Origin of the sequence: Prevotella amnii CRIS 21A-A, assembly GCF_000177355.1 — a bacterium.
Taxonomy (GTDB): Bacteria; Bacteroidota; Bacteroidia; order Bacteroidales; family Bacteroidaceae; genus Prevotella; species Prevotella amnii.
This window is the reverse complement of sequence record NZ_ADFQ01000016.1, coordinates 128971-151462: the sequence shown is the minus strand read 5'-3', so window position 1 is coordinate 151462 and position 22492 is coordinate 128971. Positions and strand designations below refer to the sequence as shown.

Sequence of the window (22492 nt, the reverse complement as noted above, 5' to 3'; positions counted from 1 at the left end):
CATTCTACGCTGCTTTCTTAAAGCATTTACACTTAGGCACTTACAGCACGCTATATAAGATAATTATTAAAATGTATCTAATTGAAAATAAACAAGTTACCTTGTTTGTAAAACTAAACTGGTAAAGGTTTGGAAACGAGCGAGCTACTCGGCTTCGCTATTTTCTGCCTAACAAAGAACGCTTGTTATTCCGCTTGCAACGGATAATACTTTATTACCGAATAACAAGCGTTTTTGATGAGATATTCTTCTTTCTGCACTTTTCTAATGCGATTTTTGATAGGGTTATAATCCTCGTCCTTGAGCTTAATGAGGTTGGAAACCTGCCCATAGAACCTTCCTGTATGTTGAAGAATGGCAATGGCTTCCCTCTCATTGTCTGTCATCTTGGGAACGGCTGTTATCTCGCCGTTAAGGAGTATTTCCCGACAATAATCGGAGAACTTCCGCCCTGTATTTTCCGCCTTTGATTTGATACGCTACCTTTCCTCTAAGGTACATCTTACTTTAATGAACTCCGTTTTGTTCATCCTCTGTTCTTCTTTATCCTGTTGCTGCCATCGGGCAGCTTTTCCCTTATATCTGTTCATATAAGTTTCCTTGAAAGTTTATCATTGTAGATGATTCGTTGTTGCTTAATTCCCGAACACTGACCGATGAGAACGGAGTGATTACGGTCTAATCTCCCCGACAGTCTAACGAGGGGAGCTGGGCGCAGTTTGTGGGTACAAACTGATGTCTTGTTGGTGTCTGCTAACGAAACGTTTACGCACAAGGCGTTTTGCTGCTTGAAAGTGAATGCTGTGCTTTCCGAGCCTGAAAGCATTCATGTCCCCCAACGAACAAACACACATTCTCTTAGCAGAAACTTTACTTTTTTATATTGTATTTAGAAATAAAAATACTAACTTTGCGACTATTAATAATCCCTTAAATTCAAGGGCTTATGATAAAGTATGTAATCCAAGCAAAGAAAAATCCGCTTAAAAAGAATGAAATGAAGTATTATGGGTCAGTAGTATAGAAATCGTAGGTCTTGCCCATATCTGATGTGTATGAAATGTTTTCTTGCGTCAACTCCTTTATCGCTCTGAGGATAGTATCAGAGCTACAAGTGCTAAGTGTCGGATGAAGCGAGAGGTGGTTCATCAAATGAGTAGTGCCATCCTGGGCTACATGAACCGCCACAGAAGTAGATACTCTTGAGAGAATAAATGATTTCGCTGTACTGATAGCCGAACGATCTACACCTTAGACCGATGGTTGAGTCGATTACAGATGATAATGTGGAACCAAATTGCTCCATGATTGAAAATAATCCACCAAAAGGAGTGATCTCTCATATTTAATTTATATCTTCGCCATGTCTATCGTCGGATTCTCTTGTTTTTTTTGCAACACTAATATAAGAGAAAATTCTGACATAGCAAAATCCTAAGCAACTTTTTGTTGCTCAGGTACTTAAAAAGTTTAATTTATAATAGTGTTGCGGAATTAAGGAACCTAAATATTTTCATCTCTATGATTCAGAAAACATTATTATTATTTATCTTGATGGTCAACCTCGTCGCATTGCATTGTGGTGCTGAAGTGTTACAGCCGTCAACCACTTTGCCTAGTGATGGGTGTCCCGAACATCTTTACGTCATTACCAATGGCAACGGCTATAGCATGAATGTGCTAACTGCTCCTACACAGACGGATGCAAACTGCGGTTTGTTTGCCTTCTATGCCGTTGACGGAAAGACTGGAAGCTACTATATTTACAGCTTCGGCGCCAAGAAGTGGCTCACCTATACAGTTGGCGCATCGTATGAAACAGGTACAGCGTTCCTTACGCTCAGCGATCAGAAAAACGAACAATGCTATTTTGTTACTTCGTCCGTCGGTAACGGTAGCTACGAAATTTCACCTGTCACGGCACAAGGAGACAAGGCTGCATTATACTTCAACTGGTTTGAGGGCATAGGTGCAAGCAACCCTTTGGACGGCAAGCTGTCCGTAGGACTATGGACCAATAGTGGCAATCGGGACAACGGAAGTAAGTGGAACATCAAAGAAATGGTACGCCATAGCTATACCGTCAAGGTAAGTGGAGCGGAAAAGATACAAATCAAGGGTGAGTACTATGCCTCTGGTAACGTCTACACCACCTTGCAACCACTGCAGCAAGCCGATATTGTCGCACCACGTCAAACAGGCAAGTTTGCCGTTATATCCATCAACGACGCATTGCATCGCATCACGGTAGCTTATGCCAATACTCCCGTGCAGCCTGCTGTTGTCACTTATGCCAATGCCGCGGTGTACCCTGCACAGCAAAACAACGTTGGAGTGGCTGTCACAACTAAGAAGAAAGGGGTGTACACCTTGAGCAACAATGTGTTGGCTGCCTCGTTCATGAAAGTAGACGGACAACTGTATTTTGCCGGATGCAAAGCCATGAGCCTGCAACCGGGCACCGAACTCTTTGTAGTAACTTTTGGTAATGGCATGCGTGTTCCTGCCTCAGCCATGAAATTAAGGAGCGTTGAACTCGTAGACTTGCCTGCCAACCCACAAGCGGTGGGTGGTGCGGAACATTATCCTGGTAAGGCATTGGTGGCAAAGTATGAATACAAGTTTGGTGATACCACCCTGCAAATGGTATGGAAAGCCGTACTAAGGGACGGTAGTCACTATCTACGAAGCGAAATAGAGATAACTGGCATGGGCGATGTAGATATGCACAGCGTGACACCTCTTTTATATATAGTAGATACAAAAGCCGCTGGTAGTGTGCCACAAGTAGTGGGAAACACCCGTGGTGCTGTGATTTTGAGCAATCAGTTGTTTGCAGGATTGGAGAATCCCGTAGGATACAACTCCGTGGGAAATGCAGTAGGAAGCGACCATGCGTACGAGTTGGTGAGCAACAAAGAGGAGAACTTGCAGGTGGCATCATGGTTGATGGTTGATGAGGCTCGTTTGCCCATGCGAGTAATTGAAGCTACTGGTGCAGCTTATCCGCAGGTTTGTGCCTATACCATGCACGACATTGTATTGAAGAAGAATCAAAAGGTGTCGGTAATGGTCAGCTATACAGGTGGATCGCACCGATTAAACTTGGGTGGGGCCGACTTGCTGGATGCTCACGGTGACGTTGCTGCCAGCGATTATCACAAGGGGTATACGGGTACTACCCAGAAAGATAATGCGTTTTCTTTTATTGCTCCTTACGATGGAGCATTTGACTTGCGTGTCTTTGCGGAGACAAAGACCGAGACGATAACGGCTACCAGCAAACTGACAGTAGCCATTTTCTCGCCCAAGGAAAACATCGTAGCGCAACAAAACTTGGTGCCAATACAGGGACTTTGGGGTAGAAACACTACCTTGAAAAATGGAGAAACGTGGAAAATATCAGGTGTTGCGGGATTAGTTGCGCAAGATGGGCAACAAGCCAATAATGACATAGATAAAACACAGAAACGCCGTTCGTTCCTTGCTTACTCCGAACGTGAGCGCGCTGTACCATGGCATTCAAACCCAGTTTACATCTCATGGTACGAACTGAACATTGATCGCAACAACGCTTTAGACCCCACAGGCAACATGAAAGCCAGTCAGGTGCTGAACATTCTTAATCAATGGAAAGAAAAACTCTACGACCGTTACGGTGTAGCTCCCAACAGTTTTGTGATTGATGATGGATGGGACAATTACGGCACGTGGACGTTTCATGCAGGCTTTCCCAACGAATTGCGCGACATTGCAGCCAAAGCAGCTACAATGGGTGCTGGCGTTGGCGCATGGTTAGGACCCGTTGGTGGGTATGGACAAAGCGGAGAATATCGCAGAAACTATTGGAAAGACAAAGGGGGCATGATGCTTTCAAACCCTGCTTACTACAAAGTATTCTTGGATGCGGCTACCAATCTCACTAAACATAACGGAAACTTCAACTTCTTTAAGTTCGATGGCATCTCCGCACAGTTCTCTGCAACAGGTCCAGACAAGGGCGATGTAGGCAACGAAAATGCTGAAGGTATTATTCGCTTGGAGCGTTATGTGCGTGAAAACCTCAAGCGCGATATCTTTTTCAACACTACGGTAGGTACCTGGGCCAGTCCTTTTTGGTATCATTTTACGGATGCTACTTGGCGACAGGAGGGCGATTATGGAACCATTGGTAATAATGCCATTGACCGAGAAAACTGGATTACTTATCGAGACAGACTGGTGTACCAAAACTATGTGGCGAGTTCACCGCTGTGTCCTATCAATACCTTGATGACTCATGGGTTCATTCTCACCCGCTTTGGACAGGTGAGCAAGAATATGGACTATGAGGCATGCAGACGTGAATTGCGTTGCGCCTTTGCATGTGGTTCGGGTATGGTGGAACTATACAACGACTATGCCTTGATGAACAACATCGCTGACGGCAAACTGTGGAGCGACTTGGCAGAGTGCATACAATGGCAGAAACGAAATGCCGATGTCTTACCTGATATACATTGGGTTGGTGGTAATCCTTGGAATGGCGTCAAAACAGCGGTTTATGGTTGGGCTGCATGGAATGGAACAAAGTCGGTGTTAACGCTTCGCAATGGTGGAAATGATGAGCAAACATACCAGTTTACACTTCGTGAGGCGCTTAATATTCCTGCCAACGTGAATGGAAGTGTAGTGTTGCATAAATCATTTGGAGAACAAGCTGCTTTGGTTGGGCTGAAAGAAGGTGTACCCATTGACATAGACCGCTCACTTATCGTAAAACTACCAGGCAGCAGCGTGTATAGTTTCGAAGGCTTGGACGCATCGGTGTCTGCCGTAAATGTGACATCCATCGCCCTTGTCGCTGAGCGTGATGATAGGCAGGTGGAAGAAGGCAAGACCTTTGTGCTGCGAACCGATGTGTTGCCCACCGATGCTACTTATCCCACCTGTACGTGGACATCGAGTGACATAGAGACGGCAACCGTGTACAACGGTTGTGTAAAAGGACTGAAGCCAGGAAAGGTAATGATAAAAGCGACGGCATTGGACGGCTCGGGCGTGGAGACAGAAATCGAGATAGAAGTAGTGAAGGCTACCCCGTTGGCGGAATTAATTTAGTGCATACTTAATTCTGCCAATGGGCTTGTTGTTAATGAGGTTTACGTATTGCAGGATGGTGATCGCACTAATTTTGCCAATGATTCTGGCAAACAAACCATTCGTTATTTTCGCATAATTTCTGATGACCAAGAATTGGTCTGTAAGTTGTGAGAATAGTGTTTCAATCCTTTTTCTTGCCTTTGCAAACGGAATGAATGTCGGTTTCCAATCCTTTTGGTTGTGCCGATATGAGCACTTCGAGACCTCTGCAAAACCTTCTCTTCCTATCATAAATTCACTTATAAAACCACATTAAATCTAAAAATAAAGCCTATCTAAGGAGCAAAAGGGTTTATATACCCCCTATTAATATATATTTCTCCCTTATTTGAGAGAATTGGACACAATTATCCCAGGAGTTCGATAAAGATTGTATGCAACAGCCTCCATAATATGTTGTGCATGTGTCTTTGTCAAACCCGCATATCTTGCCACTCCTGCATGAAACCATCTATGCATAGAACCAAAAGTACGCTCAACTCTATATCTAATCTTACTTATGCTAGCATTGATACGTTGCTCCCTTTCTGTAATCTTCTTGCCCTAACTCCTCTGTATATGATTCTGCTCTTGAGCTTCATCCGAGTAAGTATTTCCTTGTTCTCTGAAGAGTTATAGCCTTTATCGGCATAGACAGGTGTTCTAACAGGAAGACTGGCTTTCTGTAAAGGAGTTTCAAAATGTTTGATGTCACTTTCGTTGGCGGCAGTTGTGTCCTCTGCCAGAATCAAACCATTCTCGTCAATCACAGTATATCGCTTATAACCTAAGTGAAGTTTGCTCATCTTCTTAATCCATCTTGCATCTCCATCAACGTTTGGCTTAACAACTTCCTTGACTATTGCTTTTTCTGAACTATCACGACCGTCTGCTTCATTACGGTCTTCCACTACTTCATACTACTTGAGTCCACGCGGACGGCGTGGAGTATCGGTAATGCTCGAATCGATAATAGCACCACACTTAACGATGACACTTTTAGACTCAAGTTGCCGATTGATTTCATTGAGAACCATATCATAAAGTTCTGCTTCAACCAAGGTGTTGCGAAAGCGGCAAACTGTAGTACTGTCGGGAGCAGTATCTTCTAAACCCAAGCCAACAAAACGACTGAAAGAAAGACGATCGTTTACTTGTTCCTCTACCTCACCATCACTAAAACCATACCATATACGAAGAAGTTCTATCTTGAATAAAATCAAGCTGTCATAACTTGGACGACCTGTTGATTTATAATCTTTGGTATAAGCGATTTCTATGATACCACGGATAGGTGTCTAATAGATTAATTTATCTATTTTGGAAAAGAAGGTCTACTTGACCTTACGCTGGCCGAGGACGACATCGGCAAAACTGGGAGGAGAAAGAATTTGTTTCATACCATACAGGTACAAAAATATGATGAAATGAGCAAATCTTAGGATAAGAGTTTTGTATAGGTCTCAAATAAGGAAAAATAACAATAAAAACAAATATAAATATGATTTATAAAACAAAATAGCTTTTAAAATATTATATATATAACATTAAAGCATATTACCTACCTGTATATTTAGACCATATCTAATCAGTAAAATTCCAAAAAGGTTATAAATAAAATTTCTATTTTTGCTTTTCTTTACCAAAGATTTGGCAGAATAAGAAATAATTTGCAATTTTGTCTACAATAATAACATAAACTTATCTATAACTACACTTATTATGGACTCACAAATCGAAGTAAAAGACTTAGATCACGTTGTAGTACATTTCTCGGGCGATTCTGGTGATGGTATGCAACTGGCAGGTAACATTTTCTCAACAGTATCCGCTACAGTAGGTAATGGCATTTCTACTTTTCCTGACTATCCTGCCGACATTCGTGCCCCACAAGGATCCTTAACGGGTGTTAGTGGTTTCCAAGTACATATAGGTGCTGGTAAGGTGTATACCCCTGGCGATAAGTGCGATGTATTAGTTGCCATGAATGCTGCTGCGCTAAAAATGCAATATCATCATTGTAAGCCACAAAGTATTATAATCATTGACACTGATGGGTTTAACTCACGTGATCTAAAAAAAGCTGAATTTTCTTCAGAAGATTATCTACAAGAAATGGGTATTGACCCTGATTTTGTTATAGCCTGTCCTATTGCTGCTATGGTAAAAGACTGTCTTTCCACATCGGGTATGGACAACAAATCTGTATTAAAATGTCGCAACATGTTTGCTTTAGGATTAGTATGTTGGCTTTTTAATAGAGATATAGAGCTGGTAAACAACTATCTAAACAAAAAATTTGCAAAGAAGCCGCATTTGGCAGAGGCTAATATAAAGGTAGTACAAGCAGGTTACGACTATGGAGCAAACACTCATTCGTCAGTGCCTAATACTTACCGTGTGGAAACTACCGATAAAACTCCTGGCAGATATATGGATATTACAGGAAACAAAGCTACAGCTTATGGCTTAATAGCAGCTGCAGAGAAAGCTGGTTTACGCCTTTTCTTAGGCTCATACCCTATTACTCCTGCTACTGACATTCTTCACGAATTAGCTAAACACAAATCGCTTGGAGTTACTACAGTGCAGTGCGAGGACGAGATAGCAGGCTGTGCCAGTGCTATAGGTGCAGCATTTGCAGGGGCTTTAGCAGCCACTTCTACTTCAGGTCCTGGTATATGTCTAAAGAGTGAAGCAATGAACTTAGCTGTAATTGATGAGCTTCCACTGGTCATTATAGACGTTCAGCGTGGTGGTCCATCTACAGGAATGCCTACAAAAAGTGAGCAAACCGACCTATTGCAAGTGCTCTATGGCAGAAACGGAGAAAGCCCAATGCCTGTAATTGCAGCTACAAGTCCGACCGACTGTTTCGATGCTGCTTTCCATGCATGTAAAATAGCTTTGGAACATATGACTCCAGTGGTGCTTCTTACTGATGCTTTTATAGCCAATGGCTCTTCAGCATGGAAATTACCTAATATAGATGATTTGCCAGATATCAACCCTCACTTTGCTACAGAAGATATGAAGTATAAATATACACCCTACAAACGCGATAAAGAAAATCTTGCACGTTATTGGGCAATACCTGGTAAAGAGGGTTATACTCATATATTAGGTGGTTTAGAGAAAGATGGCGAGACAGGAGCGATATCCACCGACCCAGAAAATCACGATAAAATGGATCATCTACGATGGGAAAAGGTAGCACGTATAAAAGTTCCTGACCTTGAGGTATTAGGCGATAAAAACGACGCCGAGCTTCTAATTGTTGGTTTTGGTAGCACATATGGACATCTCTATGCTACTATGAACGAGCTAAGAAAAAAAGGATATAAAGTAGCTTTAGCACAATTTAAATATATCAACCCACTACCTAAGAACACACCTGAGGTTCTTGCTAAATATAATAAGGTAGTAGTAGCTGAACAAAATTTAGGTCAGCTTGCAGCTTTATTAAGAATAAGAATTAACAATTTTGCTCCTTACCAATATAATAAAGTAAAGGGACAACCTTTCGTGGTAAGTGAACTTGTCAAACAATTTGAAAATTTAATCAAAGAGCCTTTACCAAAAGAAAATAAGGGAACGTTCTACGACAAAATCTTACAATAAAAACTCAACATTATGAATACATATACAGCACAAGATTATAAAAAGGGACTTCCAAGATGGTGCCCCGGTTGTGGGGATCATTTCTTCTTATCGAGCTTACAAAAAGCCATGGCTGAAATAGGAATACCGCCTTACGAAACAGCAGTAATATCAGGTATAGGATGCTCTAGTCGTCTACCTTATTATGTTAACACTTATGCCATGCAAACTATTCATGGTCGTGCAGCAGCAATAGCAACAGGTGCTAAAGTTACTAATCCCAAACTTACTATTTGGCAAATATCTGGCGATGGCGATGCTCTTGCCATAGGTGGCAATCATTTCATTCATGCTATGCGTCGCAATATCGACCTAAACATGATACTACTAAATAATCGTATCTATGGACTTACCAAAGGTCAGTATTCCCCTACCAGTCCTCGCGGATTTATATCTAAGTCTACCCCTTTTGGTACAACAGAAGATCCTTTCCGTCCTGCAGAACTTTGTTTTGGCGCACGTGGCAATTTCTTTGCACGTAGTGTTGCAACGGACAATGCTGAAACGATAAGCATACTTCAAGCAGCTCAAAAACATAAAGGTGCTGCAGTATGTGAAATATTACAGAACTGTGTAATTTTTAATAATGGTTGCCACGACATTGTATACACATCAAAGAGCAGATCGGAAAACGCTATTTATGTAAGACATGGCGAGCCATTAGTATTTGGTAAAGACAAAGAGTATGGCTTGGTGCAACAAGGCTTTGGGCTAAAAGTTGTAAAGATAGGAGAAGACGGCTACACTCTGAATGATATTTTGATACACGACGCCCATTGTCAAGATAACACATTGCAGCTAAAATTAGCTTTAATGAGTAACGAAAATGGGTTCCCAATAGCTTTAGGCGTTATTCGTGATGTTGAAGCGCCTAATTACGATACTGCCGTTAATGAGCAAATAGAAGAAATTAAAGCTAAAAAACCATATCATAACTTTATGGAGATGCTCGAAACAAATGATATTTGGGAGGTAAAATAACAAATTACCTTTGCATATCATACATATTAAATAAAAATAATCAACAAGATTTTAGCGCAATAAAAACATAAAGCAAACAAATTAACAGCTTCAAATGTTTCACTCAAAAACGAAGTACATAAAAACTAAAATCTCTTGTTATAAATATTGAAATATAAAACAAAAGCTATAGATGTTTATATAGCATTGTGTTTATAACCAATAAGGGCTAAACTGTTGAAAACAGGTTTAACCCTTATTGGAGTTTTTTTATTATTTAGCAATAATATAAATGAAAATGATCCAATATTGTTCTGACAAACAAACCTAAAATGAAATGTAACTAAAAAAGATATACATAATATAAATAGCGACAAATAAAACGCTTATCGTTACTATTTTTTTCTTATATGTTTTCTTGTTTTAATATTTTCCCATTTAGATTAAATACAGTAAACAAGCCGTTTTCATAAGTCATAAAAGTAGGCTCATTGCCACCTTTTGGAAATGTTATAGAGCCTGTATTAGCTATCAATATGCTGCTGTTTTGCTTAGATAATTCCCAAAGATGAGTGTGTCCATATATAATAGCATCTATTCCTGCTTGTGGCATATGTTCTTTATTATATATATGCCCATGTGTAAGAAAAAGTTTTTTACCATTATCTACTATCAGTGTATAATCTGAAAGGACAGGGAAATGTAGTAACATTTGATCTACCTCAGCCTCACAATTACCACGCACTGCAATAATATCTTTTGCTCTTTTATTTAGCACAGCTACTATTCCCGGAGCATTAATACCCTCAGGGATAGTGTTACGTGGACCATAATTAAGAATATCGCCTAATATGCATAGCATATCACAATGATTCTTATCATAGAAACTAAGTACCTTCTCAAGAGTAGGAAGACACCCATGTATATCTGAAACGAGTAAGTATTTCATAAAATACAAATATTTTATAGTGAGTTGTGTTCTGTAAAATATAAATCTATATCATGTTTTATTAAATAAAATATATTATAAAAACGATATTACATCATATATAAATGATATATTCCACCTGCTAACATCTTAACAATACCTTTCATCTCTAAGCTAAAAAGTAATCCTGTGAGCTTTGAGAAAGGTATTCCTGATTGTATAGAAAGCATATTTATCTGAAGGTCGTTATGCTTTGTTAACGTCGTTATTATACGTTCTTCTTCTTCTGTAACATCGGGAAACAGTGTACGTTCTATACCCTTTTTTCGTGCTATATCAATTTTTGAAGTATCTTCCCATCCCATAGCTTGAACAAAATCGTAAGCACTGGTAATTAGATTTGCACAATTTTTTCTAATAAGGTTATTACACCCTTCACTATATTCAGACCCTACATTACCCGGAAAAGCAAATATTTCTCTATTATAGCTATGCGCTATACCACAAGTTATAAGACCTCCACCTTTTGATGCTGACTCTACGAGTATCGTAGCATCACAACATCCTGCTACAATTCTGTTTCTTTGTACAAAGTTGCGTGGTTTTGGTTGCGTCATAGACATATACTCGGTAAGTAACCCACCTGTTTTTAGCATTTCTATAGCTGTATCCTTGTGCGTAGAAGGATATATCATATCAAGCCCATGAGCCAAAACTCCTATTGTTTCAATACTATTTTCTATTGCAGCACGATGTGCGTAAATGTCTACTCCATATGCTAAACCACTATAAATAACTATCTGTGGACATAAGCTTTTTAGCTCTTTTACAAAAGAGCGAATAAGATCCTTACCATAATTAGTACAATGGCGTGTTCCAATGATATTTATACATCGTAATGGGTTAAGACTTGCTTTACCCTTATAAAATAACAATAGTGGCGCATCGGGACACTCTTTTAACCGCTGCGGATAGTCAGCATCATTAAAAGTAAATACCCTTATCCCTTTTTCTTCTATAAATTCTAACTCTTTCTCTACTCTTTCTCTAAACAAGTCGATATTCTTCAATGCTTCTATAAGAAAATTAGAAGCATCAGGGATTATATCTTTGATATTATCCTTATGATCTATTATTTGTGAAGCATTCTCTGCTCGTTTATAAAGGTTTAATAACTCTGCTTGGCGAAAGAGTGCCAAGCGAGATAGAAGCATAGTATTTATCGTTTCGGTAGATAACATTTTTTATATAATACTATCGACTTTACACCTTTATTTAAGTACTCCCGAAAAAGCCTTATCATAATCTTCACTCCAACCTAATTTTCCATTTATCAAGGTAACAAGGTCGACATCAGCATGAAAACACAACTTTTCATCATTAGCACGATAAAGATCGTGATTAAAAACCCACCTTAATCCTTTTTTTGTTAACCCCATTCGAGAGATAAACTCATCATCACAACGAAGTGGCACTTTATATGTTAGTGCCATACGGGCTACTACTGCATCAACCCCTTTATCATGTAAATCGGAAAAACTAACACCAAGCGACTTTAGAAAACGGTGTCTTGTATGCTCTGTATAATGCAAATAATTAGCATTATTTACTATACCTTGTATATCACATTCATAGTCGCGAACCTCCATTCTGGTTTCAAAAATATAATTATTTTCTTTCATCGTTATAATTGTTAATAATATTTTTTATATATACTATATTCTCTTTAAATATTGATAACCTATTCTGCATCGCAAACAATCCTTACTATCACAGTATTTTTTCTTAAGATGTATAAGAGCTTGCGAGTCTCCTGCTGTTTCTATTTTTAAGCCTACATCACGCCACATACGAACAATATTGTTGTTTTCAGCGTTAAGCTGATCTAATAAAGAGAAGGCTTTTTCTATTAATAGGCTATTATCTTTATAATGTCCGTAAGCAAAGAGTATTGGCACTATTGTGTTTATAATTATCACATCAATAGAATTACTTGATAAATGCTTCTTCTTCTCAGTGCTTTCTGCCCCAAAAGTGTAGTGTGTTTGCCAATATTTACTAACTTCTGTTTGTAAAATTTTTCTCAATTCTTTTATAGTTTCACACGAAATAATATTCGACAAACCTGCTTTTTTACAGAAATATAAATATGATAGCTGTGCTATTTTTATATGAGGAAAGTTTTGAGGGCGCAATCGAAGGAATTTCCATAAGGAATAAGGTATTGGCTTTGCTCCAAACTTATGCGACAAAAAAGAAAATTCACTACTCAATTGCTTATAATAATCTTGTTTTATAGCTTCTTCTCTATAACGTTCTGGTATTGAAAGAGGATCGAGCAAGCCAGCCATTCCTAAGAAGAACGATTCTATTTGTAGAAGATTATCACGATGATGCCCTACTGTTTTTTGTAGAGAGAATTGTTTAGCCCACTGTTCAAAAACCTCACCATTAATACCAAAACCATAGTTTCTTGCTAAAGTTACAAAATAAGCATCTTCCCACGAACCATCCATTTGCTTTACTCTCAAGACTATATCTTCTGCCTTTTGCTCTAAACGTTCTGTTTGTAAAACACTCATCCAAGAATGAAGCATTATTGTAGAAAGCGAAGGAATAATCTTATAACACGGTGGATAGGTATCGTTTTTTATTAACTCTTCATAGTTTTGTCTTACCTCTTTTGGTATTTCTAATTTTATTTGTGGTGGATTATTACCCGAAAGAGTTTGCACCTCAGTGTCTATAGTACTTGCAACATGTAGTATTACATTGTTATAGTTTACATCAAGATGATGTTTGTGCAAATACCAGTCAGTAGATTTTTCATGTATCTCTACATTTCCTACCCATAATGTATTATCTATTTTTATCTTTGCATTAAAGAAATCGGGTCCTGCGTCAGTGTTTAGCAAGCCCGTGTCAATTACTTCCACTATCTCGTTGTTAGTAGTTCGTAATCCTATAAGTGGGAAAAGCTTATGCTTCCATACATAATGGAGTAACTGTTCCATTTAGATTTTAATAATTTAAAGAGGTTGACAAAAATACAAATAAAATCTAATAAAATAACTCCTTTCATTATATTATTTCTTATCATTGAAAAAAATATAATTAGCTATAAGTTATTACAAGTAAAAAACTTCAGCTTAATAAAGTTTTCTTATAGGTTTTCATAAAAACAATATCATACCATTAATAATATACCTTTTTATCTATGTATAACAATTTATACAGAAAACTACTTTTTTGTACATCTCTTGTATAATGTTTAATATTAGTAGGCACTTAAAATAAGTTATTTTTTTTGTGATATGTATCAAACTACTTACCTTTGTATATTATTAAATAAAAGGAAATATGAAGATAGCACTTATAGGTTACGGCAAAATGGGGCATATGATAGAACAAATTGCTCTTAATCGTGGACATGAAATAGTAAGCATCATTGATGTAAATAATATAGAAGATTTTGACTCTCCTGCTTTTGCTTCAGCTGATGTAGCAATAGAATTTACTAATCCTAAAGCTGCTTATGATAATTACCTTCGCGCTTTTGCACATAATATAAAAGTGGTAAGTGGTTCTACAGGGTGGATGAATGACCATAAAAACGATGTGGAACGTCTTTGTAAAGAAGAAGGAAAAACTCTTTTTTGGGCAAGCAATTTCTCTATAGGGGTAGCTATTTTCTCTGCTGTAAATCGCTATTTGGCTAAAATTATGAATAATTTTCCACAATATGATATCGAAATGGAAGAAGTTCATCACATTCATAAGCTTGATGCACCATCAGGAACGGCAATTACTTTAGCAGAGGATATAATAGATCGTATAGATCGTAAAAACAAATGGGTAAAAGGTGTACAACACTTAGCCGATGGGACTGTTATAGAAAGTGGTAACATAAAAGACAATGAGCTTCCCATTGCCTCTATACGTACAGATGAAGTTCCTGGTATTCATACTATCACCTACGATTCTAAAGCCGATCAAATAACCATCACTCATGATGCTCATAACAGACAAGGTTTTGCTTTAGGTGCAGTACTTGCAGCAGAATATACTAAAAATCACGAGGGATTACTTACAACAAGCGATTTGTTTAAGTTTTAAACATCATATTATAGTAACATTACTTCTTAAGAGATAAGCACATATCTTTTTTATAACAAAACAAAAAAGACAAATGATAGATAAAGAAAAAGCAAAGCTCAACCCACGAAAACAGTGGATAAAGTTTATTATTGTAACTATTCTCTATTTACTTTTCCTATACTGGGTAGGCTCATGGTGGGGATTGATAGTGTTACCTTTTATATATGACATTTATATTTCTAAAAAGATAAGATGGCAATGGTGGAAAGAAGCAGAAGGTCCTGTTCGGTTTATAATGAGCTGGATAGATGCTCTTGTATTTGCTCTTGTTGCAGTATATTTTATTAATCTGTTCTTCTTTCAGAATTATGTTATCCCCTCTTCATCATTAGAAAAATCACTTCTTACAGGTGATTATCTCTTTGTTTCAAAGGTTAGCTACGGTCCTCGCATACCAGAAACACCGCTTACAATGCCACTCACACAGCATACTCTACCTATCTTTAACTGTAATAGCTACATAGAATGGCCTCATTGGGAATATAGACGTGTAAAAGGATTTGGCAAAGTAAAGATAAACGATATTGTAGTCTTCAATTATCCTGCAGGCGACACCATTATGAGTAATCCTAATTATTCTGCGCAAGATTATTACCAAACAGCCTACACCTTAGGAGAGAGTCTTATGGCACAACAAAATCCAAATATCAATCTCGCACATATGTCCCTTTTGCAGCAACGCGCTTTTTTCACAAAAGCATATGAAAAGGGTAGAAGCTATATTGTTAACAACCCTGCTATATACGGAGTACTTGAAACACGTCCTACAGATCGCCGCGAGAACTATGTGAAACGCTGCGTTGGGCTACCTGGACAAATATTGCAGATAAAAAACAGAATAGTATATATTAATGGTAAAGCTAACAAAGAGCCTGAACATGTACAATATACTTATTTCATTAAATGGAAAGGCATCACTACCACAGATCTGGCAGATGAAAGTAATACCGACTTTAGAAAGGCAAACGGCATAAGCAATGAAGATATTTCAAGTTTGGCACGTTTACATGGATATGATCTTGAAAGTGGATTAGTATTAAATAGTAATGTGTTACGCCAGTTTGATGGATATATGCCACTCACAAAACATGCTATTGCTGCGCTTAAGAAAAAAGGTTGGTTAGCAGCTATTCGTCCTGTAACAGATAAAGATATATATAATGGGCCAAACTATCCTCTTAACGCTTATACTAACTGGAGTAGAGATAACTTTGGACCTATTTGGATACCTCAAAAAGGTAAAAGTATTAAGCTAACATTAGGTAACCTACCTGTTTATGAGCGTTGTATTAAGGTGTATGAAAACAACAATTTACAGGTTAAAGGCAATAAGATATTTATTAATGGTAAGCAAACTAATAGCTATACCTTCAAAATGGATTATTATTGGATGATGGGAGACAACAGGCATAATTCTGCCGATAGCCGCTATTGGGGTTTTGTACCTGAGGATCATATCGTGGGAAAACCTATTTTTATCTGGTGGAGTAGTGATCCTGACTATAAAGGTCTTGGCTCTATTCGTTGGAATCGCTTGTTTACTTGGGTTGATAATATTAAATAATTATCAGTATGATATATATTATACTATAATTATATGGATAAGGTCTTACTCAGTACCACTTATTTTGGACCAGTACAATGGTATCAAAAAATTTATCGATATAAAATTGTTGCTATAGAGCAATATGAATATTTTTTGAAGCAAACATATCGTAATAGATGTGTGATACCTACCACTAATGGTGAGCAATCTCTAACCATTCCTGTGGAAAAGTTTGAACATACAAAATGTTTAATACGCGATGTACGCATAAGCGATCATGGCAATTGGCAACGTATCCATTGGAATGCACTAAAATCAGCTTATGGTGAAAGCCCATTCTTTGAATATTACGAAGATGATATATATCCTTTTTTTAAAAAGAAATGGAGCTTTCTTTTTGATTTCAATATAGAAATAACATATAAGGTATGTGAGTTGTTAGACATTTCACCTAATATTATCTTTACTGACAAATATGTTTCCAATCCATATAACGATATAACTGATTTACGTGAGGCTATCCGCCCTAAGCATCCACTTATAGATTATGATTTCATACCGCAGCCTTATTATCAAGTATATAAGCAAAAGTATGGTTTTAAGCCTAACATGAGCATTATAGACTTATTATTTAATGAAGGTAATGAGGCTATTTTTTATTTATAACCATACCAAATAACCATATAGAAACAAGACTTGTTTGATATGTAAATATTAAACAAGTCTTGTTATTATATATGACAATAAGTATTCTTTCTTTTGTTATTTGCTTTATTTATCTAATTTCCATGATACTCCATCTTTTGTATCTTTTACCTGAAAACCTGCCTCTGAGAGAGCGTTACGTATCTGATCGCTTACTGCCCAATTCTTTTCTGCTTTAGCTTTTGCTCGAAGCTCTAATACCATATCTACCACTTTACCAAAAGCTTCTTCACGAGCTTCATTATTTATACTACGCTCATTGCGCAAACCAAGTATATCAAAAGCAAAAATATTCATTACTTCTGTTAGCTCTTTACTATCGCTTAATGATATCTGTGCTTTATGGTCTATCAAAAGATTTATAACATGACAAGCCTCAAACAATAAAGAAATAACGGCTGGTGTCATCAGATCATCATTCATCGCATCATAACACTTCTTACGTAAACTATTTACAAACATCTTTGTATTAGCGTCCGATTCGGTAGATGTTTGTATTTTTTTAAGGTCTTCGATACCATTCATGAGCTTTTCATAACCTTTTTGTGCAGCCTTTAAAGCATCGTTAGAAAAATCGACAGTACTTCTATAATGTGCAGAAATTATAAAGAAACGAATAGTCATAGGTGAGTAAGCTTGATCTAAACTCTTATGTTTACCTGAGAAGAACTCATTAAGAGTAATAAAGTTTCCCAACGACTTACCCATCTTCTGCCCATTAATGGTTATCATGTTATTATGCATCCAATATTTCACCATATCATCTCCTTGAGAAGCCACTGCTTGTGCTATCTCGCACTCATGATGTGGGAAAACAAGATCTATGCCTCCGCCATGTATATCAAAATGATTCCCTAAATATTTACGCCCCATAGCAGTACATTCACAATGCCAACCAGGAAATCCTTCGCTCCATTGTGATGGCCAACGCATAATATGTTCTGGCATTGCACGTTTCCATAATGCAAAGTCCACCTGGTTTCTTTTCTCACTGACACCTGCTAACTCACGTGAATTATTAATCATATCATTAAGATTACGCCCTGACAAAACACCATATTTATGCTTTTCATTAAACTTTGCTACGTCAAAATATACACTTCCATTACTTTGATAAGCATAACCATTATTTATAATCTCTTCTACTAATTGTTCTTGCTCTATGATATGACCCGTAGCGTGAGGCTCTATACTGGGAGGTAACACATTGAGAGCATGCATAGCATCATGATAACTATTAGTATAATGCTGTGCAATCTCCATAGGTTCCAGCTGTTCGAGGCGTGCTTTTTTAGCTATTTTGTCGTCTCCTTCATCAGCGTCATGCTCTAAATGCCCCACATCGGTAATATTTCTAACATATCTCACCTTGTATCCTATGTGCTGAAGGTAGCGAAACAGTATATCAAAAGTAATTGCTGGACGTGCATGCCCTAAATGTGGATCACCATATACTGTAGGTCCGCATACATACATACCCACATGAGGTGCTGCTATAGGTTGAAATAACTCTTTCTTACGATGAAGTGTATTATAAATAACTAAATCTTGCATAGTGCTGTTCTATTTTATCTTTTATTGCAAATTTACATAATTACTTCATAAAATCCAAATAAGCTTTTGCAAACTCCCATATTACTATACCTGCAGTAGTACTTACGTTAAGTGAATGTTTTGTACCAAACTGTGGTATTTCTATACTATTATCGCTAAGATCTACTACTGTTTGCTTTACACCCTTAACCTCATTGCCCATTATTATAGCATATAAAGAGTGAGGGGTAAGTATTTTGGAAAGATCTTGTAGCTTAACAGAACCTTCTACTTGCTCTACACAGTATACATAATAGCCCTGGTCATGTAATGCGACAATAGCATCTTCGGTACGAGTAAAGTATTTCCATTCTACAGAATCTTCTCCTCCAAGTGCTGTCTTATGAATTTCAGCATTTGGAGGTGTTGCTGTAATACCACAAAGATATACAGCCTTTATACGAAAAGCATCACCTGATCTGAATATACTTCCTACATTATATAAGGAGCGAACATCATCAAGCACTACTACAAGGGGTAATTTCTTAGCTTCTTTAAATTCTGCAAGCGATAACCGCTGCATCTCTATGGTGCGTAGTTTGCGCATTTTTTCTTTATTATTGCTTTGTGCTAAAGGCTATGGAATATGCCTTAATTTGTTTAACCATAGATAAAAGTCCATTACTACGTGTCGGACTTAAATGTTGTCTAAGTCCTATCCTCTCTATAAAATATAAGTCGGCTTCCATGATTTCTTTAGGAGTATGCCCACTTAGCACACGTATTAACAGAGCTATAATGCCTTTAGTTATAAGTGCGTCAGAATCGGCTGTAAAGAAAAGCTTACCATCTTCATAATCGCATTGTAACCAAACACGACTCTGACAGCCATCAATAAGATTTTGCTCACTTTTATATTTTTCGTTCAGAGGCGACAGATCGTTACCAAGATCTATAAGCATTTGGTATCTATCCATCCAATCATCAAACTCTTCAAATTCTTCTATCACTGCATCTTGAGCTTCATTTATAGTCATATTCTTTTAGTTTTTAATCGTTGATATCCACTTTATCTATTCTAAACAATTTATCATTGGGACGTACTTTGTTGGGAACAGGTATTGAAACACGTGTGCCTTGCTCGGCTTTCTCTACAGGCTTAAGATCAAAACGTATCTCTTCTGCTTTTAAATACATAGCCCCCGTAGTAGGTCCCGTTATTAAAAGTTTGTCGCCTTTTGTAAAAGTGTTACTCTGAACAGACACTTCGGCAACACCTATTTTTGAAAAAAACTTTATCACCTTACCCACCTGAACCTTCTTTTCTGTAGCTTTATTACCATAATTCTTAGTCCATTCTCCTAACTTTTGTCCTTGATAATAACCGTCCCAAAAGCCACGATTAAAGACTCGCGACAAACGTTCATCGAGCTCCTTTTTCTTTTCTTCGGTATATGTACCACTAAGCGTAGCCTCAATAGCTTCCTTATAACAACTTACTACAGTATAAACATATTCAGGCCCTCTTGCGCGTCCTTCTATTTTAAACACTCTTACCCCAGAGTCCATCATACGATCAATAAAACGAACAGTCTTTAAATCTTTCGGGCTCATTATGTACTTATTATCAATTTCCAGTTTATTACCCGTTTCATTATCTGTTACAGTGTATGACCGACGACATATTTGCGTACATTCACCACGATTAGCAGAACGATTGTTATCATGTAAGCTCATATAACATTTGCCCGAAACAGCCATACAAAAAGCTCCATGACAAAACATCTCTATTCGTATAGGCTCACCTTTAGGACCTGTTATATTCTGTTCTAATATCTTTCGATGTATCTCTTTTACTTGATCCATATTCAATTCTCGTGCCAATACAGCTACGTCAGCAAACTGAGCATAAAATTTTAATGCATCAATATTAGAAATATTAAGCTGAGTTGATAGATGTACTTCCATTCCTACCTGCCTACAATACATCATTACAGCTACATCACTGGCTATTACTGCAGTAATATTAGCATCTTTTGCTGCATCAATAATTTCGTGCATAGTGTTAATATCTTCGCCATAAATAACTGTGTTTACTGTAAGGTAAGTTTTTATATTCTTTTCACTACAAGTAGAAGCTATTTCTTTTAAATCGGTTGTGTTAAAATGATTAGCTGAGTGAGAACGCATATTTAGCTTCCCTATACCAAAATAAATAGAATTTGCCCCTGCTTTAATAGCAGCAGCGAGCGACTCCCTCGAACCTACAGGAGCCATTATTTCATATTCGCCAATGTTATCTACCATTATCCTATTGTTGTTATCTAATTCTCTGCAAAGGTACAGAAAATGACTTTACCTTAACAAGATTAACACCTAAAATACTACAATTCTAATAAAGTTTACACTTAATTAATAGCAATATCAGATAAAAACCCTATATTTGCCTATTTGCAAAGTATTTACTACCTTTGCAAGCTAAATATTAAGTAAAGGGAACGAATGAAAAAACTCTATATAGAAACTTATGGCTGCCAAATGAATGTGGCAGATTCTGAGGTTGTAGCATCTGTAATGAAAATGGCAGGATATGATGTTTGTGAAAAAGAAGATGATGCAGATGCTATATTTATTAATACTTGTTCAATACGTGAGAATGCAGAGAACAAAATATATAACCGTCTTGAGTCTTTACACGCTGAGAAACGCAAGGGTAGGGATCTTATCTTAGGAGTGTTAGGATGTATGGCAGAGCGTGTGAGAGATGACCTAATAGATAATCATCATGCTAATCTTGTTTGTGGTCCAGACTCTTATCTCAACCTTCCTGATATGATAGCACAATGTGAAAATGGCAATAATGCATGTGATATAGAGCTTTCTACAACAGAAACTTACCGTAACATTATACCACAACGTATAGGAGGTAATAAGGTTTCAGGCTTTGTCAGTATTATGCGTGGTTGTAATAATTTCTGCCATTATTGTATAGTTCCCTTTACGCGAGGCAGAGAACGTTCACGCGATGTAGAAAGTATCCTTCAAGAAGTAAACGATTTGAAAGAGCGTGGTTTTAAGGAGGTAACCTTGCTTGGGCAAAATGTTAATTCGTATGGTCTGCTTCCTAATGGCAAGCGTCCAAAGAATGGCACTTCATTTGCAGAACTATTACAAAAGGTAGCACAAAGTGTTCCAAATATGCGGGTAAGATTTACGACCTCTAACCCTGAAGATATGACAGAGGATATTCTTCATGTTGTAGCTCAAGAGGATAACCTTTGCAACCATATCCACTTTCCTGCACAAAGCGGTAGTAATACTGTTTTAAAAGATATGAATCGCAAATATACACGCGAAGAGTATTTAGAAAAAGTAGCTGCCATACGGTCTATTATACCTAACTGTGGGCTAACCACGGATATCTTTGTGGGGTATCATAATGAGTCTATTGAGGATCACCATCAAACTCTCGATTTAGTACGTGAAGTGGGATTCGACTCTGCTTTTATGTTTAAATACTCAGAGCGTCCCGGAACATATGCAGCAAAACATCTCCCTGACAATGTTTCTGAGCAAGAAAAGATACGTAGACTAAACGAGCTTATACATTTGCAAACGCAAATTTCTGCAGAACAAAACAAGAAAGATGAGGGTAAGGAGTTTGATATTTTAATAGAACGATTTGGAAAACGTAGTCATGATCAGTTAATGGGACGCAACCCACAAAACAAAGCTGTAGTTATCCCTAAAGGTAAACACCATATCGGAGAAACTGTTCATGTACGCATTATAAGCTCTACGAGTGCTACATTAATAGGAGAAGAGGTTTAAAATAAGTTAGAATAGAATGAAAAGATATTTATTTATTTGCAGTTCTATTC

General features: G+C 37.5%; 17 protein-coding genes and 4 pseudogenes. 7 read left to right on the top strand and 14 right to left on the bottom strand.

The window, feature by feature from the left end:
* Positions 1-242 precede the first annotated feature (242 nt).
* From HMPREF9018_RS02250 to HMPREF9018_RS11205, 4 genes and pseudogenes are all read right to left on the bottom strand, one after another.
* Positions 243-590 (bottom strand): annotated as a pseudogene (locus HMPREF9018_RS02250) (plasmid mobilization protein); the annotation flags it as partial.
* Positions 591-1011: 421 nt separating this feature from the next.
* Positions 1012-1306: pseudogene (locus HMPREF9018_RS10585) on the bottom strand (IS1380 family transposase); the annotation flags it as partial.
* A gap of 374 nt (positions 1307-1680) precedes the next feature.
* Positions 1681-1863 (bottom strand): hypothetical protein, encoded by a 183-nt coding sequence (locus tag HMPREF9018_RS11210; RefSeq protein WP_231551725.1) that lies wholly within the window; start codon positions 1861-1863, stop codon positions 1681-1683.
* Between the two features lie 144 nt (positions 1864-2007).
* The gene (locus HMPREF9018_RS11205; protein ID WP_231551726.1) at positions 2008-2238 is read right to left on the bottom strand and encodes a hypothetical protein; all 231 of its coding nucleotides are present in this window, start codon (positions 2236-2238) and stop codon (positions 2008-2010) included.
* 204 nt (positions 2239-2442) lie between these two features.
* Here HMPREF9018_RS11205 and HMPREF9018_RS02245 point away from each other — a divergent pair, with 204 nt between their 5' ends.
* Positions 2443-5100: an Ig-like domain-containing protein gene (locus HMPREF9018_RS02245; protein ID WP_232724626.1), complete on the top strand. Its 2658-nt coding sequence runs from the start codon at positions 2443-2445 to the stop codon at positions 5098-5100.
* Here the strand turns inward: HMPREF9018_RS02245 and HMPREF9018_RS02240 are convergent.
* Both HMPREF9018_RS02240 and HMPREF9018_RS02235 read right to left on the bottom strand, forming a co-directional pair.
* A pseudogene (locus tag HMPREF9018_RS02240) lies at positions 5092-5331 on the bottom strand (IS982 family transposase); the annotation flags it as partial. The gene HMPREF9018_RS02245 and the pseudogene HMPREF9018_RS02240 sit on opposite strands and share 9 nt — an antisense overlap.
* A gap of 135 nt (positions 5332-5466) precedes the next feature.
* Positions 5467-6521, bottom strand: a pseudogene (locus HMPREF9018_RS02235) (IS5 family transposase).
* A gap of 322 nt (positions 6522-6843) precedes the next feature.
* On the opposite strand from HMPREF9018_RS02235, the gene HMPREF9018_RS02230 reads away from it, so the two are divergent.
* Both HMPREF9018_RS02230 and HMPREF9018_RS02225 read left to right on the top strand, forming a co-directional pair.
* Positions 6844-8742 carry a 2-oxoacid:acceptor oxidoreductase subunit alpha gene (locus HMPREF9018_RS02230; RefSeq protein WP_008447191.1) on the top strand — a complete coding sequence of 633 codons (1899 nt, stop codon included), beginning with the start codon at positions 6844-6846 and terminating at the stop codon, positions 8740-8742.
* A 12-nt stretch (positions 8743-8754) separates the two neighbouring features.
* Positions 8755-9762, top strand: a complete 1008-nt coding sequence (locus HMPREF9018_RS02225) for a 2-oxoacid:ferredoxin oxidoreductase subunit beta (RefSeq protein ID WP_008447202.1) — start codon at positions 8755-8757, stop codon at positions 9760-9762.
* 385 nt (positions 9763-10147) lie between these two features.
* Here HMPREF9018_RS02225 and yfcE read toward each other — a convergent pair whose 3' ends face one another.
* The 4 genes from yfcE to HMPREF9018_RS02205 all read right to left on the bottom strand — a co-directional run bounded on the left by yfcE (position 10148) and on the right by HMPREF9018_RS02205 (position 13683).
* Positions 10148-10690 carry a phosphodiesterase gene (yfcE, locus tag HMPREF9018_RS02220; protein WP_039864037.1) on the bottom strand — a complete coding sequence of 181 codons (543 nt, stop codon included), beginning with the start codon at positions 10688-10690 and terminating at the stop codon, positions 10148-10150.
* An 89-nt stretch (positions 10691-10779) separates the two neighbouring features.
* Positions 10780-11910: a DNA-processing protein DprA gene (dprA, locus tag HMPREF9018_RS02215; protein ID WP_008447220.1), complete on the bottom strand. Its 1131-nt coding sequence runs from the start codon at positions 11908-11910 to the stop codon at positions 10780-10782.
* Positions 11911-11940: 30 nt separating this feature from the next.
* Positions 11941-12351, bottom strand: coding sequence for an acyl-CoA thioesterase (locus HMPREF9018_RS02210; protein WP_008447222.1), 411 nt, complete (start codon positions 12349-12351; stop codon positions 11941-11943).
* Between the two features lie 33 nt (positions 12352-12384).
* Entirely contained in the window at positions 12385-13683 is a 1299-nt protein-coding gene (locus tag HMPREF9018_RS02205) for a DUF2851 family protein (protein ID WP_008447266.1), read from the bottom strand.
* A 346-nt stretch (positions 13684-14029) separates the two neighbouring features.
* On the opposite strand from HMPREF9018_RS02205, the gene dapB reads away from it, so the two are divergent.
* The 3 genes from dapB to HMPREF9018_RS02190 all read left to right on the top strand — a co-directional run bounded on the left by dapB (position 14030) and on the right by HMPREF9018_RS02190 (position 17039).
* The gene (gene dapB, locus HMPREF9018_RS02200) at positions 14030-14785 is read left to right on the top strand and encodes a 4-hydroxy-tetrahydrodipicolinate reductase (protein ID WP_008447286.1); all 756 of its coding nucleotides are present in this window, start codon (positions 14030-14032) and stop codon (positions 14783-14785) included.
* A 73-nt stretch (positions 14786-14858) separates the two neighbouring features.
* Positions 14859-16391: a signal peptidase I gene (gene lepB, locus HMPREF9018_RS02195; RefSeq protein ID WP_008447312.1), complete on the top strand. Its 1533-nt coding sequence runs from the start codon at positions 14859-14861 to the stop codon at positions 16389-16391.
* A gap of 33 nt (positions 16392-16424) precedes the next feature.
* Positions 16425-17039 carry a WbqC family protein gene (locus tag HMPREF9018_RS02190; RefSeq protein ID WP_008447393.1) on the top strand — a complete coding sequence of 205 codons (615 nt, stop codon included), beginning with the start codon at positions 16425-16427 and terminating at the stop codon, positions 17037-17039.
* Between the two features lie 105 nt (positions 17040-17144).
* On the opposite strand, the gene cysS is transcribed toward HMPREF9018_RS02190, so the two are convergent.
* The 4 genes from cysS to HMPREF9018_RS02170 are packed head-to-tail and all read right to left on the bottom strand — an operon-like array spanning position 17145 to position 20918.
* Positions 17145-18632, bottom strand: a complete 1488-nt coding sequence (cysS, locus tag HMPREF9018_RS02185; RefSeq protein ID WP_008447359.1) for a cysteine--tRNA ligase — start codon at positions 18630-18632, stop codon at positions 17145-17147.
* A gap of 40 nt (positions 18633-18672) precedes the next feature.
* Positions 18673-19218: an RNA methyltransferase gene (locus HMPREF9018_RS02180; RefSeq protein WP_008447395.1), complete on the bottom strand. Its 546-nt coding sequence runs from the start codon at positions 19216-19218 to the stop codon at positions 18673-18675.
* A 10-nt stretch (positions 19219-19228) separates the two neighbouring features.
* A complete protein-coding gene (locus tag HMPREF9018_RS02175) occupies positions 19229-19648 on the bottom strand; it encodes a SufE family protein (protein ID WP_008447315.1) in 420 nt (139 codons plus the stop codon).
* 13 nt (positions 19649-19661) lie between these two features.
* Complete coding sequence (locus tag HMPREF9018_RS02170) at positions 19662-20918, bottom strand: peptidase U32 family protein (protein ID WP_008447336.1); 1257 nt, start codon at positions 20916-20918, stop codon at positions 19662-19664.
* A gap of 195 nt (positions 20919-21113) precedes the next feature.
* On the opposite strand from HMPREF9018_RS02170, the gene miaB reads away from it, so the two are divergent.
* A complete protein-coding gene (gene miaB, locus HMPREF9018_RS02165) occupies positions 21114-22442 on the top strand; it encodes a tRNA (N6-isopentenyl adenosine(37)-C2)-methylthiotransferase MiaB (protein ID WP_008447214.1) in 1329 nt (442 codons plus the stop codon).
* The last annotated feature ends 50 nt before the right edge of the window (positions 22443-22492 follow it).

Coding starts and splice junctions, on each gene's coding strand:
- yfcE (WP_039864037.1), bottom strand. CDS start 10,690: ATGAAATACTTACTCGTTTCAGATATACATGGGTGTCTTCCTACTCTT.
- HMPREF9018_RS02180 (WP_008447395.1), bottom strand. CDS start 19,218: ATGCGCAAACTACGCACCATAGAGATGCAGCGGTTATCGCTTGCAGAA.
- HMPREF9018_RS02245 (WP_232724626.1), top strand. CDS start 2,443: ATGAGCCTGCAACCGGGCACCGAACTCTTTGTAGTAACTTTTGGTAAT.
- HMPREF9018_RS02190 (WP_008447393.1), top strand. CDS start 16,425: ATGGATAAGGTCTTACTCAGTACCACTTATTTTGGACCAGTACAATGG.
- HMPREF9018_RS11205 (WP_231551726.1), bottom strand. CDS start 2,238: ATGCAATGCGTCGTTGATGGATATAACGGCAAACTTGCCTGTTTGACG.
- dapB (WP_008447286.1), top strand. CDS start 14,030: ATGAAGATAGCACTTATAGGTTACGGCAAAATGGGGCATATGATAGAA.
- HMPREF9018_RS02205 (WP_008447266.1), bottom strand. CDS start 13,683: ATGGAACAGTTACTCCATTATGTATGGAAGCATAAGCTTTTCCCACTT.
- HMPREF9018_RS02230 (WP_008447191.1), top strand. CDS start 6,844: ATGGACTCACAAATCGAAGTAAAAGACTTAGATCACGTTGTAGTACAT.
- HMPREF9018_RS02170 (WP_008447336.1), bottom strand. CDS start 20,918: ATGGTAGATAACATTGGCGAATATGAAATAATGGCTCCTGTAGGTTCG.
- HMPREF9018_RS02175 (WP_008447315.1), bottom strand. CDS start 19,648: ATGACTATAAATGAAGCTCAAGATGCAGTGATAGAAGAATTTGAAGAG.
- lepB (WP_008447312.1), top strand. CDS start 14,859: ATGATAGATAAAGAAAAAGCAAAGCTCAACCCACGAAAACAGTGGATA.
- miaB (WP_008447214.1), top strand. CDS start 21,114: ATGAAAAAACTCTATATAGAAACTTATGGCTGCCAAATGAATGTGGCA.
- dprA (WP_008447220.1), bottom strand. CDS start 11,910: ATGTTATCTACCGAAACGATAAATACTATGCTTCTATCTCGCTTGGCA.
- HMPREF9018_RS02210 (WP_008447222.1), bottom strand. CDS start 12,351: ATGAAAGAAAATAATTATATTTTTGAAACCAGAATGGAGGTTCGCGAC.
- cysS (WP_008447359.1), bottom strand. CDS start 18,632: ATGCAAGATTTAGTTATTTATAATACACTTCATCGTAAGAAAGAGTTA.
- HMPREF9018_RS02225 (WP_008447202.1), top strand. CDS start 8,755: ATGAATACATATACAGCACAAGATTATAAAAAGGGACTTCCAAGATGG.